Here is a 19710-nt window from a genome sequence, read left to right as displayed (position 1 = left end):
CTATTTCTCGTACACAAAATTCAGAGTAGCTTCTGCTAGCACTGGATGCTTTGTATCTTTTTCTGAAAGAATTGGATTTGTTGTTGGCCAATCAATGCCAAGTGCCGGGTCGTTCCACAGGATTCCCCCATCATGCTCTGGCGAGTAATACTCGTCTACTTTATAAGCAACAGTTGTATCTGGAACCAAAGTACAGAAGCCATGAGCAAAACCCTTCGGTACAACCAGCTGACGCTTATTATGCTCGCTCAAAATCACGCCAACCCATTGACCATATGTTGGAGAGCCTTTGCGAATATCAACTGCTACGTCATAAATAGCACCAGTAATACAACGGACTACCTTTGTTTGTGCTTTTGGATTTAATTGAAAGTGCAATCCGCGCAATGTTCCGACCGGTGCGGATAATGATTGGTTATCTTGAATGAAATCATGCTTTAATCCGAGTGTCTCGAAGACATCCTTATTGTAGCTTTCCATAAAATAACCGCGGTGATCACCAAATACCCTTGGTTCTAAAATTACTACATCTTCAATCTTTGTTTTTATAATGTTCATTATTTTCACCTACTTCGATTGGCTTGCGATTTTTAATAAGTATTGCCCATATTGGTTTTTCTTGAGTGGCTCAGCTAGCTCTAATAGCTTTTCCTTTGAAATATAACCCATTCTAAAAGCAATTTCCTCAAGACAAGCAATCTTTAATGTTTGACGTTTTTCAATCGTTTCAATAAATTGAGATGCTTCTAATAAAGATTCATGCGTACCTGTATCAAGCCATGCATAGCCGCGGCCAAGAAGCTCTACATTCAAAGCACCCATCTCCAAATACGCCTGATTCACATCGGTAATCTCAAGCTCACCACGCGGAGAAGGCTTGATGCTTTTCGCAATGTCGATAACACGGTTATCATAAAAATAAAGACCTGTTACTGCATAATTGGATTTCGGTACCTCTGGCTTTTCTTCGATGGAAACAGCCTTTCCTTCTTTATCGAACTCAACAACCCCAAAGCGTTCTGGGTCATTTACATAATAGCCAAACACTGTCGCACCTTCTTGGCGAGCAGCTGCCTTGCATAGCAGATCCGTTAATCCATGACCATAGAAAATATTATCCCCAAGCACAAGCGCAACATTGTCATCTCCGATAAATTCTTCACCGATGAGGAAAGCTTGAGCCAACCCGCCTGGATCTGGTTGAACCGCATAAGAAAGATGGATGCCCAAATCAGAACCATCTCCCAGGATCTGTTCAAAGCGTCCAATGTCCTGTGGTGTAGAGATCACTAAAATATCCTTGATTCCTGCCAACATTAGTACAGAAAGCGGATAATAAATCATTGGTTTGTCGTATACAGGCAAAAGCTGTTTAGACACAACTTTTGTTAATGGGTACAAACGTGTACCGCTTCCACCAGCTAAAATAATTCCCTTCATGCCAAACTTCCTCTCCTTACTATTCAGTTCGTTTTGTCACCATCTGGGGTTAGCCATCAATCGATAATAAAAAACTTGTCCTTCCTATTATCGTATCCTCCAATTATGAAAATGGACCTTTGACAATAACCAACTACATTTTTATACCACTACTCACATCATAATAAAAATAGCCAAAAACCGACAGCATATATTTCGTATTGTGACCATTTAGTAATCAAATTTTAACGTTTAGATGCCATTTTATAACGAAGAATCTCTTGAACCGTTCCCACTCTTCCCTTTAGCTTTTCCCCTAAAGGTCGTTTTCTAGTGCCCGTTACGTTTCCGCCATGCCTTACATACTTCATTAACGGCTCTTTCACGTAGACAATTTTCTTATTTTCCATCATAGATACTAAGGCAATCCATTGGTCATGCATTTCAATCTTTTCAGGAAACGGCACGATATTCGAAACAAGCTCTTTTTTAAAGGCCATACAACAACCAGTGAAACCATTCTTGATAATGTTACCAAGAATTCCTTGCTCTTGATTGTTGTTGTATTTATTCCAAGACGTGCTTAAAATATTTCCTTCCCCATCTGTTACATACGCATCATGCGCCACAAGCGTCGCATCTGTTTGCGCAAATACTGATAATACAGTCTCAACTTTATTCTCTAACCAAATATCATCCTGGTCACATAAAAACAAGATATCTCCAGTTGCCTTAGAAATCGCCTTCTCAAAGCTTTTCATCACACCTAGGTTTTGTTCGTTTACGTACACCTCTACTCGGTCTCCATACGTCTCCTGTATCATCTGAACGGTACGGTCCTTTGAACAATCATCTACTACAACCACTTGGTCATTCTCCCCAAGCTGTGCCAAGACAGAATCCAATTGACGAGTAATGAAATTAGAACCGTTATATGTTGCTATACACACGGATATCATACACGAAAATCCTTTCTATACTGTCAATAATTGACGTAATGTATGAAACGCAATGCTCTTATTCCTTACAAAGACAAGCTGCTTTACAGTTCGCAGCAGCAGCTGTCTTTTATATCGTTTCAACAAGCCTTTTTTGTAATTTTTATAAAAATGTATTTCTGAGCCTAATATACTTTTATATCGCTGCAGAGAAACCGTATCATAATTCATAACGGAGAGCTCATGCTCTAATGTAACATCTAGTACAAAGCTTTTGTATCCTCGCTCATACACTTCATAGAAGAGCCAATGATCCAGAAAATCCAGCGGAAATTCCTCATTAAAACCACCAAGTTGATTTAAGAATTGCATATTTACTGCTGCTCCAGAATTGATTGCCATAATCGGTCGCTGCTGAATCCCTGTTTCGGGTCTTACAGCCTTTAAAGGCTGTAAAGTATCGCTAAATACAGGAGAAATCATAACCTCGTTACAAATAACCTTCGGGACAACAGCCGCGGTTTGGTCCCTATCAACCTTTTCTAGAGAAAGTACCGCATCGGCATAAGCCTGTGTAAGCTCTGTATCATGGTCGAGCAGGATGAGCCATTCACTATTATGCTGCTTTGCAGCCTGCCAGGCATAGTTATATGCGACTGCAATGCCTAAGTTTCTCGGGTCATGCTTGTATGTGAATGCATCCGCATATTCCCTTGGGACACTTTGCGGCTCTGGACTATTATCATAAATAATCACATGAACCTCATCCCTTAGCCGTCCCCCTGTAAAAAAAGTACGGCGTATCGTTTGAAATGTTCGTGATTGTTCTAATTTTTGTTTATATACAACCATTACAACTGTAGTTTTCATATCATTACCTTCTTAACTTATGCCATCCATTAGACGGCTCTTTTCAAAGCATCTCTTTTATTTTTTGAAAGCACTAATACAGTTAATATAAATCCAATTCCTAACGGGTTGTTGATGAAAGGATTAATATTCGTTAACAGCACTAGCGCTGCTATACAGGCTAATAAAGATATATCGGTTGTTTCGACTGATCCTTGCGCCTTATAAACGAGGTGGTAATTATAGAAAATGATAAAGCATACATACAGCCAAAGCGCTAAGCCGATTACCCCTTGTTCAACGAGAATATCTAAAAAGCTCATCTCAATTCCTGAATCTCTTCCGGCAATTTCTGTCCCATAGCCGCTACCGACTACAAATGCTGGGACATTTTTAAAAACAAGATCCTTAGATGCAGAAATAAACTCTAGACGTGAATTTACGCTTACATCATTAACTTGTGGCTCCTCCGGCTTTTCAGCAGGAGCTTTTGGCTTTTGCTGAGAAACAGTTTCTGTACCAAAGCGCTCAATTGTCATGTACTTGTACATAAACGGAACAGCTATCACAATCAATAAGGAAACCACAATTTTCTTGAGAATAAACTTTGAGTTTAACAGATGCACAGCTTTTTTCCATAAGCCTTTTATCTGATCAGTAAATGTTTTCACATCCATCATGACAATGAATAGTATGCCAAACATAATCGCTAATAAAAAGCCCCTTGTCTCTGACCAGATAATCGAAATCAAACAAACGATAATGTTTACTACATCAACCTTTGAACCCTGTTTACTTAAAACAGCATTTAACGAAACCAATAAGCCCATTAAAACAAAGAAATGTCCCTTATAGAAAACACTGTGGCTTGGTCTGAAAAATAAATCATCGTTCATAATAGAGTTAATAAAATTATAAAATACATCGAAATTATTGTTAAATATCGTTTTTCCAGCCAACGAAATTAAAATCGTAAAGACAGCAACAAATAGGGAAGAATATTTTAAAATGCTGATAATTTTACTCTTCCTATAGCGTTCCTCTGATATGTAATAAGCAAGAGGAAAATATAATAAAAAGAAAGATACACGAAAAAAGTCCATTGCAATAGTGGATAAAGCATGCCCGTGTATCAGACCAATTAAAGCGCTGACCCCAAACCAGGTCACAAGCATATAGATAGCTACTGAAGTGATATTAAAGTCAAAAAATGTATTCACATTTCTATCTAAAAATTGTTTGTTCTTTAAAATTCTAAAAACAAATGTACATAATATGAGCAGAAACAATACTTGCCGAATGGATAGAACTCCAAAGTCAATGAGTCTCCCGCCGCCGCCAATAAATAACTCAATAAAAAAAACTGTTAACAGCCATTTTTCAAACCTATTCACCGCAATCCTCACTCCCACAAGCAATATGACAAAATATTATGTTCTGTTCCTTTCTTAAAACAATCTCCAGCCCCATTTATTAAAGAACTTATACATGGATTGCATAAAGATTTTGAATAACCTCGAATTTTTATGAGCCCCTCTCTCATAATAATGAATCACCGCAGAAAATGGAGTATATACAATCCTCTTGTTTTGTTTCTTTAGCTTTAAACAGAGGTCATAATCTTCGAAGTACATAAAATAACGGTCATCGAATCCTGAAACAGCTTGAAAATCCTTCCCTCTAACAAGCATGAAGCATCCTGAACCAATCCGAATATCAACATTTCTGTCATCCGGCAAATTGCGGCATTCGTAGGAATGAAGTCTCCTCCAAAATAGCTTCTTAACAAATTTGAACGGAATAAAGCGCAGGGCATAATCAAATACAGATACACGATCCCTCACTAAGTGCTGAGTTGTTTTATCTGCGTTCAGCACTTTCGGCACCAGCAAAGATACAGAATTGTCATTTTCCATAATCTGAAGCATATCTAACAAGTCCTGCCTGCTCAAGATAATATCCGGATTAAAAACAAGGAAGTACTTCTCATTGGCCCTCAGCAGATTATAGTTGTGACCAAAGCCAAAGCCATTATTTTCATGATAGAAGGTAATATCTACAAAATCCTCATATGTTTTCAAACGTTGTTTATATTCTTCCTCTGAATTATTGTCAAAAATAACAAAACGAAAGCGCTTATCTTCTCCAAATTGCTGCTTAATATTATCAAGAACCTTAAAAATATGCTTACTATTATATGTTACAATGCTAACAGCAACCATTGCACTCATCTTTTCAATCTCCTTTATCCCAAAACTCGATCATCAGAAGAACTAAAAGTAATCCGGTACACCATAAACCCTTATTGCTTTTTCTAGCTTTAAATGTACATTCTGTGAGGTCTAACACAAGATAATATATAAAGTATGAAGGTGGCCGCAGCTTCTCATACACTCTTAGTATAGAAATTCAATTCTGAGTACATAGAAAACTCTCCATCTGATTGAAGTTTGGTAATTCAGCTAAAATCGATGCCTTTTCATGACTATCAGTAAAATAGGCCGCCTCCTCTCATATTCTGTGAATCCATAGGCTTTTCTATATTTATCATAATATCTAGATTCTTATAGGATACCGGCATAACTATTTACACATCAACAAATTATCATTATAGCATTGTTCACTTATAATTTGTACATTAATCTTCTGTACTCCATGCCCTATACAGGTTTGATACTATAAAATTATCCTGCGCCCAGATCTATATTATCAGAAAAATCGAATATACAGAATAAGCACCGAATTACCAACGGGGGATTTGCTGTTGGGCTGCGAACGGGAGGGAATGATTATGATTGTAGCGTTTTCATAGAAGTTCTCATATTGGCAAGTGCAGATAAAGAAAACCCGCCAATTGGCGAGCCCTGCTCTTAGGCGAAGACAGAGGCGTAGTTGTACTTATACTTTACCCCTAAAATTTCCTGCTATATCTAGTTCACTCTTAGCGGAACTTTATATTTTCTTAAAGCACGAAAGAAAAGGGCTGTCTACAAGTCAGTGTAACTGATTTATGGACAGCTCTTTCTTTTTTCTTGCTATGTTTACCCGCCTTTTGTTCAGCATGCACAACAGATTGACCCAAATTCACTAATAATCGATATATATCCAAGGAAAAGAATAAAGAAAACTTGCCGATTGGCGAGCCCTGCCTTTGGGCGAAGACAGAGGCGTAGTTGCACTTACACTGTATTCCTAAAATTTTCAGCTACGTCGAATTCACTCCTAGCTGAAAATTTATGCCTCCTTACAGTGTAATAAAAAAGGAGGGGAACAGCATGCGTTGTGCTTTTCATACTGGTTGGCTTAGCTCTAACGTCCTTTTGATATATGGGCTGTGAGTAGCAACGTGGGGATGTTCAGAATAATGTGTAGATAGTTGCTACAGTTACTTGTTTATGGACATATCATGGAGAAAAAGGAGAGATTGCACAATGGCATTATCCTTACAATGGCTGCTAGATAGAGCTAATCGTAGGTTAAATGCAGAGGGAATGAATCGCGAAACAGCTGTAAAAACACGACAGGTGATTGCAGAAATGCATGCACAAGGAATTTATGTTTGTGTCGCACAAGGATACCGTTCCATTGCGGAACAAAACTCTTTGTATGCACAAGGGAGAACAACAAGCGGATCCATTGTAACAAACGCAAGAGGTGGACAGTCTAATCATAACTTTGGTGTGGCTGTGGACCTTTGCCTTTATACATCAGATGGCTCTGACGTGATTTGGGATGTGAATAGCAACTTTAAAAAGGTTGTCGCAGCTATGAAAGCACGTGGTTTTAAATGGGGCGGAGATTGGGCCTCATTCAAAGATTACCCGCATTTTGAGTTATACAACGTAGTAGATGGAGAAAAAATTAAACCGTGGAATGGGGATGATACGATAGTTTATACCGCAACAAATGTGATTCGGTATATCTATACAGGCGGTTTCGCGGGAGCTGCACTTGGTGAAATCCATGATTATTTATTTAAAGCCGGACATAATTTTGATGTAAAACGTGCTACTGATGGATCTCTCGTTTTCCTGATCGGCCCATTCGATACAGGACTGAAGAATTATGAAGAGTGCAAAGCATATTTAGATAGTAATGGTCACTACAATAAGCTTCTAACACCAGAGGAAGCTGCAAATTGGAAGTAAAGGAAACTCACCTCTAAATGAAAATTTATACCTTGTTAAAATATAAAGAAAACGCTGCTCTTTTTGGAGATCAAAAAGTAATGACCATCCTAATTCAGATATGTACTGAATTGTGATGGTCATTTTTCCCTTTTGTCTCATTTTCTGAACCTGCTAGCTATGGAGAATATTCTTTATTTTACACTGTAAGAAAGTATAAATTTCCAGCTGGAAGTCAATTCGACGTAGTCGGAAATTTTAGGAATACAGTATAAGTGCAACTACACCTCTGTCTTCGCCCAAGAGCAGGGCTCGCCAATCGGCGAGTTTTCTTTATCGATTCTATTTCAGCACCTGATAAGGATAGATTAAGGGCCGCCTTCATCCTAAAGCGCACCTTTTTTCCCTCTTAGCGCATCCCAAACACCTCTTGTCATACTTCCAAGCTTCTTCAATCGATTCTGCTCAAATAACAAAATGATAATAAACTCCTTAGCAGTTGCGATAAAGTCTTCTTTTATCCATTCCTGCTCTGTACGAAAATATTTTTTGTACGTATACAGTCTATTCCTGGTAATATAATACCGGCGGATATAGTTATGGTTGGTTGCCTTTACTCTTGAACCTAGCAATGCGTGCTCTTGTGTATTCCCTAGATTATGCAGCATCGTTACCTGCGGCACAATAAAAATTTTATATCCATGGCTTCTAGCTCGTAAACAAAGCTCATGATCTAGAAAATCGATAAAATAATCCTCTTCAAAGAACCCGATTTTCTGAAATGCCTCCTTCTTCATTAGGCTTCCTGAGGTAATAACAGTACGTTGCTCCTGCAGCTCGAGGTTTTGCTTCCCATGCAGCGCACCATCAGTCTCTAGCTTTTGCTCGATCCAGCTTGGTGCTAGAATCGCCACCGCTTCCTTCTCAGAAAAGCTTTCATAGGACTGCAGCATTTTTTCAAAATAATCTGCTTGCACTGTACTATCCTGATCAAATGTCGCAATCCATTTCACATGACGCAGTTCTTCTGCATTCAGGATAAACTGAATTCCCTGATTTAAGGCACGCCCCAGCCCCACGTTCTCTTTATTCCAAATAATCGTCGTCTTCTGTTCCTTCTCAAGCTCCTGTAAATAGACCTTAGAGTCCGGGTTGGAGCCATTGTCGATAATAATCAATTTTGCACATGATTGCACAATAGATTTAGCATTTTCTACTACATCTGAATCTGGGTTATATGTAACCATAATAGAAGCTACTGTATCTCCAAGCATCGTCGAAAACCCTCTCTATACAACATGAATTTATCTTCTCCACTTCCAAATATGAATCCCTTTACGCCAAAGGAAAATCATCATCAACAGGGTAACAAATCCTTCTGTAAGCACCGCATTCCAGGCTGTTCCATATTCCTTAAAGGTTGGGATAAGGAGAACCATTAGAATAATGCTCAAGATACTTCCCGCAATATAAATACGTGATAATTCCTTTTTGTAATCTAGGTTAATCATCGTTAAAATTCCAAATACATTTGCCCAGCCTAGAATCAATGGAAAAACCGATAAAATTTTCAGCAATGGGATTGTTGGCTCATACTTAGGACTCAAAAAATGCACAAGAGTCTCTGTACTTAATCCTACTAAAAGAGAAAGAATCCCCATAGTTACCGTAACAAGAATAAAAATCCGATTCAGTATCCACATCGTTCTTTCTCTTGAATCCTGCAGCGCACGGCTTAGAAACGGATACACAGTTTGAATAAGCGGTGCAATGACACTAGAAATTGCCTTTACGATTTTCTCCGCACTCGCATAATACCCAACGATCGTGTTGCTCGCGAAAAATCCTAAAATAAATACATTACTAGTTGTATATAAGCTCGTCACAATATTAGAGACAAAAATATGCCAGCCTTCCTTGAGCTGATACATAATGTCATCCTTAGATGGTTTTACCAGCTGTACCTTATAACGAAACAGAATCAAGTATAAGGACACAATGCCAATGGCAATATAACCAAGTGAGTTCAACAATGGCACATATAGAAACTGCGACGGCCCCTTCACAAACACAAAGATACCAACTGTAAAAACAAGCTTAGATATAACATTTAAAATGGAAATAATCTTCATATGCTCAATCCCCTGGAAAAACCATACTGGGAACAGCACATTTCCAATTACCATCCCAAAGGTTAGCACGTAAACAAGGCTGTCACCTTGAAATTTAGGTATTGTATACACAATAATAAGTAGAACAAGGAAGCTAATTAATAGTAATACCGTCCGTACAAGCATAACTGTTGAAAAAATAACCGAAAGTCTTCGCTTATCCTCTCTCGCTAATGATACATCCTTTGTTGCAACAAGGTTGAAACCATAATCAGTAAACTGAATGAAATATTGAATAAAGGCCTGTGCCCAGCTAATCAAACCAAACTTGCTCGGTCCTAACACGGTAGTAAGATAAGGCAAAGTAAGCAAGGGAAGAATAAAATTCAATCCTTGTACACTGGCTAATGACAAAAAATTAGTAATTAATCTTTTTTTTGTAGACATAATGGCAGCACATATACTCCTCTTCTAAATGTTCCTACACCGCAGCTGCAAATTGCTGCTTCTTATAAACCTGATATTCCCTCAAAATCCACTCAATCATTTTATTATAAGTTTTATCCTAATGTATATCAAAACTTGTCAGCAGCTGTTATATGCTGCGTAATTGTTTCCTTTGTATGTTCTGCAATACCCTTAATAATTCTTTACTATATTTTCAATTCCCCTTGATCTCTCACTAAGTGGAGAAATAGTTAAAGACCTAACAAAATAGGTTGTTAGGTCTCAACGGAATAAAAATCTAAACCTCAATATCCACAACAATGCTATCTACCCGGCCTACCTCCCGGATATAAGCAGCAACAGCTTGGTGCTCTGAATTGGAAACATATGCTTCAAGTGCTGCTTGATCTTCAAATCGAACTGAAAGTACCACTTGATAATCCGCCTTACTTTTCTCTGCAAAATTAATCCCTGCTTGAATATCAACAATTCCTGTAAGGTGAGGTCTTAATGCCTTAAAACGGTTTACAACTTCCTGCAATTGGTCCTTCGTTGTTGTCTCTGCGAATTTAATAAAAATAATATGATCTATCATTTGCTATCCTCTTTTCCATCTCAATCTTTCCTTATGTATTCTAACTTGAATGGAACCGAATCACAACTTTTGTGAAAGGCTATAATATTTCCCTACTGTATCCATATCTCCAACAAAGAAACCCGCTAATTGAAAAGCTCTTGAGCAAAAACAGAGGTGTAACTGCATTAAATCATCTCTCAGCTAGAAATATATACACTCCTTAAAACGGAAAAAGCCATTTCTTCTTTCTCTCATTTAAATAATTATAATCAAAGGTGGGAAAATTATATAAAAGAGGTCCTTTTTCTTCCTTTTTGAAGTTGAAATAATCCTCCTAAGGTTTATAAACTAAGGAATTATCCTGTATGGAAAGTCAGGACCTTCTAATTGACTTTGTTATATCGATAAACTATTCTGAGAAAGGTTATTTTCAAATACAATCTATATACGTAAAGGAGATTACAGCATGAAAAAAACATCAGCTTTTTTTCTCATTGTATGTTTGACCCTCTTCCTAACCGCTTGTGGTACAAAAAAGGAAGACACAGCGAACAATAAAACGCTATACGAACAAATTAAAGACAAAGGTGAAATTACGATTGGCACAGAAGGCACGTATTCACCGTTTACATTCCATGACGCATCTGGAAACTTAACAGGATTTGATATTGAAGTCGCACAGGAAGTATTCAAGCGTTTAAATATTAAACCGAAGTTTGTTGAAACAAAATGGGATGGAATGATTGCCGGCCTTGATGCAAAGCGCTATGATATGGTTGCCAATGAAGTAGCGGTCCGTCCAGAGCGCTTAGAAAAATATGATATGTCAGACCCCTACATTGTATCCAAAGCTGTATTGATCGTTGGGGAAAATAATAATGATATTAAGACCCTCGATGATTTAAAAGGGAAAAAGGTGGGGCAATCATTAGATAGTAACTATCGCAAAATTGCGGAAGAGCATGGTGCTACAAATACAGTAGTAGAGGGGTTTAACCAAGCTGTCGATTTAATTACTTCTGGCCGTATTGATGCAACAATTAATGACAGCCTTTCCTACCTGGATTTGAAAAAGCAGCGCCCTGATTTACCTATTAAAAAAGTGTATGAAGAGTCTAATGTAACAAGCAATGCCTTCTTGTTCCGTAAGGACAGCGGTGAGCTTGTGAATAAAGTAAACAAGGCTCTTGCCGATATGAAAAAAGATGGCACATACTTAAAGATTTCTGAAAAATGGTTCGGTACAGATGTATCGAAGTAAGGACTTGAGTAAATGATGTTAGATACTGAACGTACAGAACGAATTATAGGAATCCTTAGCGATTCCTTTTTCCCTATTTTAAAGGCAGGCTTGTATTTTACAATTCCGTTAACGTTAATCACCTTTGTTTTGGGGATTATATTGGCCTTTTTTATTGCGATTGCCCGTTTATCAAGCTTTAAGCTGCTTGTCGCCATCGCAAAGTTTTATGTTTGGATTTTCCGTGGCACTCCTTTATTGGTACAGATTTTTATTCTGTTTTATGGTTTGCCCAGCATTGGTATTACACTCGATCCATTTTCAGCGGCGGTAATAGGGTTTACCTTAAATAAAGGGGCATATAGTTCAGAGATTATTCGTGCAGCCATTCTATCCATTCCAAAGGGGCAATGGGAAGCTGCCTATTCCATTGGCATGACAAAAAGGCAGGCAATGCGGCGTATTATTCTTCCACAGGCGATACGTGTCTCAATTCCGCCATTAGGAAACTCCTTTATCAGTCTGGTGAAGGATACATCTCTAGCTGCCACCATTACAGTTACAGAATTGTTCCAGAAAGGGCAGCAAATTGCCGCAGCTACATATGAACCATTATGGCTATATATTGAAGTCGCATTCATTTATTTACTTTTTAGCACGGTGCTTTCCTATCTACAAACGCTGCTTGAAAATCGATTTGAGCGTAGTGTGGCGAAATAAGGAGGGGCACGTATGATTACAATTCAAGGAATGCACAAACATTTTCACGGACTAGAAGTATTAAAAGGAATTGATCTCACTATTGAAAAAGGAACAACCGCTGTTATTATCGGTCCATCTGGCTCTGGAAAAACAACATTACTTCGCTGCCTAAATTTATTAGAGTTACCCGAGCAAGGAAAAATCACACTCGATAAGCAATCAATCGAATTTTCCAAAACAGCAAAGCTCAAGCATACAACCATTACATCTTTCCGGCAACAAACTGGAATGGTGTTTCAAGGCTATAACCTCTTTCCACATTTAACAGCATTAGAAAATGTAATGGAAGGACAAGTTATTGTGCTTAGACGTTCAAAAGAAGAGGCCCGTCAAAAGGCCCTAACTCTGTTAGATAAGGTTGGTTTAAAAGATAAGGCTAATATGTATCCTCATCAGCTTTCAGGCGGTCAACAACAACGCGTCGGCATTGCACGCGCTATGGCGATGGACCCTAAGATTCTGCTGTTTGATGAGCCTACCTCAGCTCTTGACCCTGAGCTTGTCGGAGAAGTATTGAGGGTGATGAAGGATTTAGCAATGGATGGGATGACGATGGTCGTTGTTACACATGAAATGGGATTTGCCCGCGAGGTTGCAGACCAGATCATTTTCATGGATCAAGGAATGATCATTGAACAAGGAACTCCTGAGGAATTCTTTACAAACACAACAAACACAAGAACCCTACAATTTTTAAATAAAGTGAATATGCGATAAAGAAAAGCGGACAAGGCCCCGAAAAGTTATACTTTCTTATCTTGTAAAGAAAACTCGGCAAATTGTCTTCCGTCTGGAAACTTATACTTTCCCACAGTGTAAAAGCAGCTCCTTAGCTCATCTCTTGTTGCCTTGTGCAGTATGGCATATTAACTTTTAATCGTTTTAGTTTAACTTATACACATGTTGTACTGCTGTTAATTCCCATCCTTAACTGGGCAAGGCAAAGAGAATAACGTACATCCTAACAGAGCACTATATATTATTGAAAGGACCATCACATCAATAACAGGAGGGAAATTATGAGTGACTTAACTGGGCTATCAGAAGAGCGTGATCATGAAGTCGAAATAGATAAAATAGATCATACCGTTAACGAGGGAAAGCTTCTTCTTCATCAGGAAGAGCTTGATATTTCTAAAAATCGTATCCAGGCCGGAGAAGTAATCCTCAGTAAAGGCATCGTAGAAGAGCCAAAAACAGTTGAGGTTTCTGTAGCCCATGAAGAGGTTGTTATTGAAAGAAGACCTGTTGATAATGAACCAAGTGACTCACCGATTAGTTCCGAAGAAGTTATTCGTATACCTGTAAGTGAAGAGCACATTCAAGTAGGAAAGCACACTGTCGTAACAGAAGAAATATCAGCTTATAAGCGCGATGTAGAGGAAACCAGACAAGTACAAGAAACATTAAAAAGGGAAGAAGCCTATATAGAAACGGATGGCCACCCTCACATTATCAAGGATTGAACTAATTCCTTTTATAAGTATTAGCTATAAGGAATGAAAAGACACCCAAAACCCAGGGTGTCTTTTTGAAAACGATTGTATCGTTACAATACTTCAGACAAACTAATCATTACAGAAGTATACTCTCCTTCTATACAAATTTGATATAGGAAACACCAAGGAGGCTATGGAGGGATAAATATGTCAAAACAAAGCATAGATTCGGATAATCAGGTTCAAAAGCTCCAGCTTCATGAGGAACAATTAGATATCTCTAAGACCTGGATACAAACAGGGGAAATAACTGTACGTAGAGAGGTTGTTACAGAAATAAAAAGGATTGAGGTTCCTGTAGTACGTGAAGAACTAGTAATTGAAAAAAAGATTCTTGATGCAAAATCTTTAGATCAACAAGCTGAACATACAGAGACTATTCGAATTCCTATTAGTGAAGAACGAATTGAAATCACTAAGCAGCCGACGGCTCTAGAAGATATTTCAATTTACAAAAATACGTTTGAGGAAATTGTTCAGATTGATGAGACCTTAAAAAAGGAAATATTAGATGTGAATACTACTGGAAGCCCGATCATTATAGAGAGACAGGCAGATGTATAATATGGGTGTAATCGAAAGTACAGAAACCTTTTGACTGCTGAAAATTTATACTTTCTTACAAGTGCAAAAAAAAACAATCTCTAAGCAAAAACTTAAGAGATTGTTCTATAAAGGCTTTACACCTATTGTGAACCTACCTATGCGTAGGACATGTTCCCCCTGCAATTAATGTCCCGGGAAGAAGATCATTTGTATTACAAAAATAGCTCCGAAGACATAAATAATAGGACGCACTTCTTCGCCTTTGCCGCTGACAAGCTTGATTATTGGATACGTGATAAATCCAATCGCAATCCCTGTCGCAATACTTGAAGTCAAAGGCATTGTTAGAATAACTGCAAAGGCAGGAAATGCCTCGTCTAACAGATTTAGATTATTTCATCATCCGTTTCACTAGTTCTCGATTACGCTTTTTAAAGACTTCGTTATGTGAAGAAACCACTCCATTTTTATTAGCATCTGGTTGGATAAATTGTTTTGCTTTGTTTACAGCATTCGCTGCATCTTGAAAAGCACCAGCTATCAAATGTAACTTCCCTTCGTGCTTCAGAATATCTCCAGCAGCATATAGGCCCGGCACTGAAGATGCACTATTAGTATCACCTTCAATATAATAACCGTCTACCATTGCAATATGTAATTCACTATTTTCTAGCAAGGTCGTATCACGTTCATATCCATGGTTAATAATCACTTCTTCAATTGGCAAATACGAAGTCTCTCCTGTCTCATGGTTTGTCAGCTCAACACATTCAATGACCTCGTGATTAACAGAAGCAATTAGTTTCGTGATCGATGTATGAAAGAAACACGTCACAGAACTATTCATAAGCTGCGTTACTTGTGCTTCATGACCTGCTAAAGCATCGTTTCTATACGTTATATACACCTTTTTTGCAACAGGCTCTAATTCGTTTGCCCAGTCTATTGCAGAGTTCCCTCCACCTGAAATGATTACAGTTTTATCTTTAAAATGTTTTAAAGACTTCACTGTGTAATTTAAATTAGACACCTCAAATCTCTCCGCGCCTTCTATCTCTAGCTTTTGTGGTTTTAATATTCCGCTCCCAACAGCAACAATCACTGTTTTAGAAAAATGTTTTTGTCCAGAGCCAGTACGCAGTACAAAAATACCTTCTTCATTACGTTGGATTGACTCTACTTTTTCATTTAACACCACATTAGGATTAAAAGTTAACCCTTGCTCTACCAACTGCTCAATTAATTTTGCTCCTGTAATTGGTGTTTGTCCGCCAACATCCCAAATCATCTTTTCTGGATATACATGTATTTTCCCGCCTAACTTTGGCTGGTATTCAATAAGCTTCGTTTTCATTTCCCTTAGTCCACTGTAGAAGGCAGCGTACAATCCTGCTGGTCCTCCGCCAATTATAGTTACATCAAATAACTCTTCCTGATTCATCACCGTTCACTCCTCATTAACTAAATAAAATTGATTATCATTATCAATTAACTATACATCTTTTCCTTCATTTTCACAAATAAAGAAAACTTGCTGATTGGCGAGCCCTGCTCTTGGGCGAAGACAGAGGCGTAGTTGCACTTATACTTTATTCCTAAAATTTCTCACTACGTCGAATTGTCCTCCAGCTAGAAATTTATGCTTTCTTAAAGTGTAAAGAAAACTCGCTGATTGGCGAACCCTGCTCTTGGGCGAAGACAGAGGCGTAGTTGCCCTTATACTTTATTCCTAAAATGTCCTGCTATATTGAATCAGGCCTTCATATGGAATTTTGTACCTTATAGTGTAAAAAAGAACTGAGTACGGGGGTATCCCTGTGCTCAGTTCTTTTTTAATTCCAGTACATCTTTTAAGAAATTTAATCTCTCTTTAGCATTATCCTTAGTTATGATGTCAACCCCAGTATCAATCCTTTTTACGATGTTACCTCCCTCTCCCATTGGATAATGGTATTCTAAAAGTCCTTATACTCGCTATTCGTCCTGCATTACGAGCAATCATGGCTTTTACATACAGCACAATAGAAAAGGTTAACCAGGAATTTGGCTAACCTCAAATTTGAGTAATAAAAATAAAGAAATAACCAACATTAACAGATAGTTTAGAAAAAAATACATCTGTTATTTTACATAATTACATAACCTGCCGATATTCTCTACTTCCACAGATACAAAGTCGCCTGACCTCATTGGACAACTACCAGAAGGTGAACCAGTAGCTAACACATCACCTGGCTCCAGTGTCATAACCTGTGAAATCCAACTAATGAGGAAAGGAATGGAAAGTGACATCTGGTTGGTATTACCCTCTTGTACGACTTTGCCGTTTAATGTTGTAACAATTCGCAAATTAGTTGGATCTATGCCCTTCACAATACACGGACCCAATGGGCCAAAAGTATCAAAGCCCTTGCCGCGCGTAAATTGGGGATCAGCTTTTGTAAGATCTCTTGCAGTCACATCATTAAATATCGTACAGCCAAACACATAATCTAAAGCTTCTTCTTCTTTTATATTTTTGCCGCGCTTCCCAATAACGAGCGCCACTTCTCCCTCCATTTCTACCTGACTGGTTAAATCGCTTGATGGAAGAATGATTTCCCCCTGATTTGGAATCAAGGATGATGCCGGTTTTAAAAACAAAAACGGTTCTTTGAGATTAGCCTTCCCGCCAGTCTCTTTTGCGTGTTCAGCATATGTCCATCCAAAATTAACCACTTTTGAAGGTGCTACAGGCTCCAAAATTTTCACATTACCATATTTAACTCTTACACCATCATATTTTAGTTCATTGTTTACAATTTCAGTAAAAGTACTAGACAATTGTAAAATTTCGTCATCCTCAACAATTCCGTAATATACTTCACCGTTATAATTCTGATAACGAACTATTGTTTGTGTTTTTTGTAGTACCGGCATTACCACACCAACTCCAACTATAGATTAGATAATCGCAGATCCTCCAACAAATTACAGATCCGTATGAACCATAGTAAAGATATGCCAAATACGGATCTATATTTGAATCATTTTCTTAAGACTGCGACTTCTGTCTTGATCTATTAAAAAATCTCTTTTTAGTGCTAGACTTTGTTCTATGAATTGGGCTTCGTCAAATTCATTTTTCACCTTGGAAAAACTATCATTGCAAATGCACCAGTAGGTAAGAATTTCATAAAGATGTTCACTAGATGAAATAAGACATCAAACACCCTTTGTATCATACTTACAAGATACGATGTTATCGAAGCACTTACTTGATGAATTTTACTTGCTCGCTAATTAACTCATATTGTTCTTCCTTCTTTTTATTGAACTCCACCTTATTTTCTTCATAGATGTTATTTCCTTCTGTATCAATGGAGACAATAAGAGGACCGAACTCATTCACTTCACATACCCAAAGAGATTCGGGCATTCCAAGGTCTTTCCAGTGTACTTCTCTAATTTGCTCAACCTTTGTTGCCGCATAAACAGCATTTCCGGCTGGAAAGACGAGATGCAATGCTTTATGGGTCTTGCATCCTTCTTCAGTGTTCTTCCCCATTCCACCTTTTCCAACAATAAGTTTAACACCTGTTTCTTCGATAAATTCCTTTTCAAACTTTTCCATTCTCATGCTGGTTGTGGGACCAATAGAAACTATCTCGTATTTTTCATTTCCAAGATCTCTAACAATAGGGCCAGCGTGGAAAATGGCTTTACCCTTAAGATCTACAGGTAATGGGATTTTTTCTTCAATGAGTCTTCTGTGAGCAACATCCCTGCAAGTAACCAGTGTGCCGGTTAGGTAGATGATGTCTCCAATTCGTATATCTTTAAGATCTTCATCTTTTATCGGTGTTGTTAATACCTTCTTACTCATAGTGTAACCCCCTCATGAGTGCTAATTTCATAGTTCAAATTGCTGTCAAAGGTAATCTTTCCTCTTCGATGGGACCAGCATCCTGTATTCACTGCAACTCCAATAGTAGAAGGATGTCTTGCCGTATTCACAACATTTACACCCATGACAGATTTAGATCCCTTAAGCCCCTGAGGTCCAAGCCCAATAGCGTTGATTCCGTCCTCAAGAAGCTTTTCCATCTTGGCAGCGTTTTCATTTTCGTTATGACTCCCCACAGGTCTCATAAGGGCTAGTTTTGAGTTTAAGGCTGCTGTTTCAACAGAAGTACCGACACCAACACCGACTAAAAGGGGAGGACAGGCATTGATTCCATAACTTGTCATACGATCAAGTACAAACTTTACCACACCTTCATAGCCTTCACCGGGCATAAGAACTGTTGCCACTCCAGGAAGGGTACATCCGCCTCCTGCCATATAAGTATAGATTTCTACTTTGTCACTGTCTTCTTCAATCTCCCAGAAGATACTAGGTGAACCGTTGCCGATGTTCTTTCCTGTATTGTACTCATCGAATGTCTCTACAGAATTGTGTCGCAAAGGGGTTTCCTTGGTTGACTTATATACGCTATTCTTTAAAATGCTATCTAACTGCCCAATCAACGGGAAGTTCTGTCCACACTTTACAAAAAACTGAAGAACTCCTGTGTCCTGACATGAAGGTCTTTTTAACTCATAAGCCAACTTCTGGTTATCAAACATGGTTTTGTAGATGATTTTTGCAAGAGGATTATTTTCCCCTTCACTCAGCTCTTTCAGTTTATTTTCCACATCGTCAGGGAGCTTGTAGCTGACAAGGGATATAAACTTTGACATCTGCTCAGTCATCTTTTCTATCTGCTGTATTTTCTCTATTTTCTTGATTTCCACCAATTTCTCCATAATAACTCTCCTTATTATTTATTTTTTAGTTTAGTTCCTTAATCGGTTAGTTAAGTAATGATGTGAATGGCTTGTACGTCCATTATTACTCAATGTATACGTTAACGTCAATAGCCTATGTTAAAATTTAATATGATTGCCATTCTAAAAAACTGATTGAGAAATAAGTAATTTGGCTATACATTGTATAAAACCTTTTATTTAAGGCGTTTTTATCAGATGCATCCTATATTCTTTAAATTTAAAACGAACATAATCTTTAATAACTTTTTTAATTTAATGTATACACTATCACAAAATTAAAGTAATGAATTCTAAAAGAGCATGAATCAACAAAGGATAGAAATAGGTGATGAAGATAAGAAAAACTCAAATCGTTTGTACTATTGGATCCGCAAGTGGAGATT

The 19710-nt window shown here is 38.0% G+C and carries 19 protein-coding genes and 1 pseudogene; 6 read left to right on the top strand and 14 right to left on the bottom strand.

The genetic code is table 11. From position 1 onward, the window contains the following. From rfbC to EP737_RS14425, 6 genes are all read right to left on the bottom strand, one after another. Positions 1-558: a dTDP-4-dehydrorhamnose 3,5-epimerase gene (gene rfbC, locus EP737_RS14450; RefSeq protein WP_129728677.1), complete on the bottom strand. Its 558-nt coding sequence runs from the start codon at positions 556-558 to the stop codon at positions 1-3. A gap of 9 nt (positions 559-567) precedes the next feature. After that, on the bottom strand, positions 568-1440 hold the full coding sequence (rfbA, locus tag EP737_RS14445; RefSeq protein WP_129728676.1) for a glucose-1-phosphate thymidylyltransferase RfbA: 873 nt from the start codon (positions 1438-1440) through the stop codon (positions 568-570). Positions 1441-1664: 224 nt separating this feature from the next. Then, positions 1665-2378, bottom strand: coding sequence for a glycosyltransferase family 2 protein (locus tag EP737_RS14440; RefSeq protein ID WP_165350801.1), 714 nt, complete (start codon positions 2376-2378; stop codon positions 1665-1667). Positions 2379-2393: 15 nt separating this feature from the next. Next, positions 2394-3227, bottom strand: coding sequence for a glycosyltransferase (locus tag EP737_RS14435; RefSeq protein WP_129728675.1), 834 nt, complete (start codon positions 3225-3227; stop codon positions 2394-2396). Positions 3228-3256: 29 nt separating this feature from the next. After that, on the bottom strand, positions 3257-4600 hold the full coding sequence (locus tag EP737_RS14430) for an O-antigen ligase family protein (protein ID WP_129728674.1): 1344 nt from the start codon (positions 4598-4600) through the stop codon (positions 3257-3259). 54 nt (positions 4601-4654) lie between these two features. Next, the gene (locus tag EP737_RS14425) at positions 4655-5437 is read right to left on the bottom strand and encodes a glycosyltransferase family 2 protein (RefSeq protein WP_129728673.1); all 783 of its coding nucleotides are present in this window, start codon (positions 5435-5437) and stop codon (positions 4655-4657) included. A 1200-nt stretch (positions 5438-6637) separates the two neighbouring features. On the opposite strand from EP737_RS14425, the gene EP737_RS14420 reads away from it, so the two are divergent. Then, positions 6638-7354: a M15 family metallopeptidase gene (locus tag EP737_RS14420; RefSeq protein ID WP_129728672.1), complete on the top strand. Its 717-nt coding sequence runs from the start codon at positions 6638-6640 to the stop codon at positions 7352-7354. A gap of 365 nt (positions 7355-7719) precedes the next feature. Here EP737_RS14420 and EP737_RS14415 read toward each other — a convergent pair whose 3' ends face one another. From EP737_RS14415 to EP737_RS14405, 3 genes are all read right to left on the bottom strand, one after another. Beyond that, positions 7720-8607 carry a glycosyltransferase family 2 protein gene (locus EP737_RS14415; protein WP_129728671.1) on the bottom strand — a complete coding sequence of 296 codons (888 nt, stop codon included), beginning with the start codon at positions 8605-8607 and terminating at the stop codon, positions 7720-7722. A 30-nt stretch (positions 8608-8637) separates the two neighbouring features. Next, complete coding sequence (locus EP737_RS14410; protein WP_129728670.1) at positions 8638-9891, bottom strand: oligosaccharide flippase family protein; 1254 nt, start codon at positions 9889-9891, stop codon at positions 8638-8640. Positions 9892-10189: 298 nt separating this feature from the next. Next, a complete protein-coding gene (locus EP737_RS14405; RefSeq protein ID WP_129728669.1) occupies positions 10190-10486 on the bottom strand; it encodes a Dabb family protein in 297 nt (98 codons plus the stop codon). Positions 10487-10934: 448 nt separating this feature from the next. Between EP737_RS14405 and EP737_RS14400 the strand changes: the two genes are divergently transcribed. The 5 genes from EP737_RS14400 (at position 10935) to EP737_RS14380 (ending at position 14533) form a co-directional block, all read left to right on the top strand. Further along, positions 10935-11729, top strand: a complete 795-nt coding sequence (locus EP737_RS14400) for an amino acid ABC transporter substrate-binding protein (RefSeq protein WP_129728668.1) — start codon at positions 10935-10937, stop codon at positions 11727-11729. A 12-nt stretch (positions 11730-11741) separates the two neighbouring features. Further along, on the top strand, positions 11742-12428 hold the full coding sequence (locus tag EP737_RS14395) for an amino acid ABC transporter permease (RefSeq protein ID WP_379947663.1): 687 nt from the start codon (positions 11742-11744) through the stop codon (positions 12426-12428). A 12-nt stretch (positions 12429-12440) separates the two neighbouring features. Further along, positions 12441-13187: an amino acid ABC transporter ATP-binding protein gene (locus EP737_RS14390; protein WP_129728667.1), complete on the top strand. Its 747-nt coding sequence runs from the start codon at positions 12441-12443 to the stop codon at positions 13185-13187. Positions 13188-13489: 302 nt separating this feature from the next. Beyond that, positions 13490-13936 carry a YsnF/AvaK domain-containing protein gene (locus EP737_RS14385; protein WP_129728666.1) on the top strand — a complete coding sequence of 149 codons (447 nt, stop codon included), beginning with the start codon at positions 13490-13492 and terminating at the stop codon, positions 13934-13936. Positions 13937-14116: 180 nt separating this feature from the next. Beyond that, positions 14117-14533 carry a YsnF/AvaK domain-containing protein gene (locus EP737_RS14380; RefSeq protein WP_129728665.1) on the top strand — a complete coding sequence of 139 codons (417 nt, stop codon included), beginning with the start codon at positions 14117-14119 and terminating at the stop codon, positions 14531-14533. 165 nt (positions 14534-14698) lie between these two features. Here EP737_RS14380 and EP737_RS14375 read toward each other — a convergent pair. The 5 genes and pseudogenes from EP737_RS14375 to ttdA form a co-directional block, all read right to left on the bottom strand. Then, positions 14699-14893: pseudogene (locus EP737_RS14375) on the bottom strand (NCS2 family permease); the annotation flags it as partial. 13 nt (positions 14894-14906) lie between these two features. Then, a complete protein-coding gene (locus tag EP737_RS14370; RefSeq protein WP_129728664.1) occupies positions 14907-15956 on the bottom strand; it encodes an NAD(P)/FAD-dependent oxidoreductase in 1050 nt (349 codons plus the stop codon). A 680-nt stretch (positions 15957-16636) separates the two neighbouring features. Then, positions 16637-17434 (bottom strand): fumarylacetoacetate hydrolase family protein, encoded by a 798-nt coding sequence (locus tag EP737_RS14365; RefSeq protein WP_129728663.1) that lies wholly within the window; start codon positions 17432-17434, stop codon positions 16637-16639. Positions 17435-17768: 334 nt separating this feature from the next. Next, positions 17769-18380, bottom strand: a complete 612-nt coding sequence (gene ttdB / locus EP737_RS14360) for a L(+)-tartrate dehydratase subunit beta (protein ID WP_129728662.1) — start codon at positions 18378-18380, stop codon at positions 17769-17771. After that, on the bottom strand, positions 18377-19303 hold the full coding sequence (ttdA, locus tag EP737_RS14355; protein WP_246040262.1) for a L(+)-tartrate dehydratase subunit alpha: 927 nt from the start codon (positions 19301-19303) through the stop codon (positions 18377-18379). Before ttdA ends, ttdB begins: the two co-directional genes overlap by 4 nt. Between the last annotated feature and the right edge of the window lie 407 nt (positions 19304-19710).

Source organism: Ectobacillus funiculus, from assembly GCF_004138295.1.
GTDB lineage: Bacteria > Bacillota > Bacilli > Bacillales > Bacillaceae_G > Ectobacillus > Ectobacillus funiculus.
Note: the sequence above shows the minus strand (reverse complement) of the source record. Positions and strands in the feature narration are given on the sequence as shown.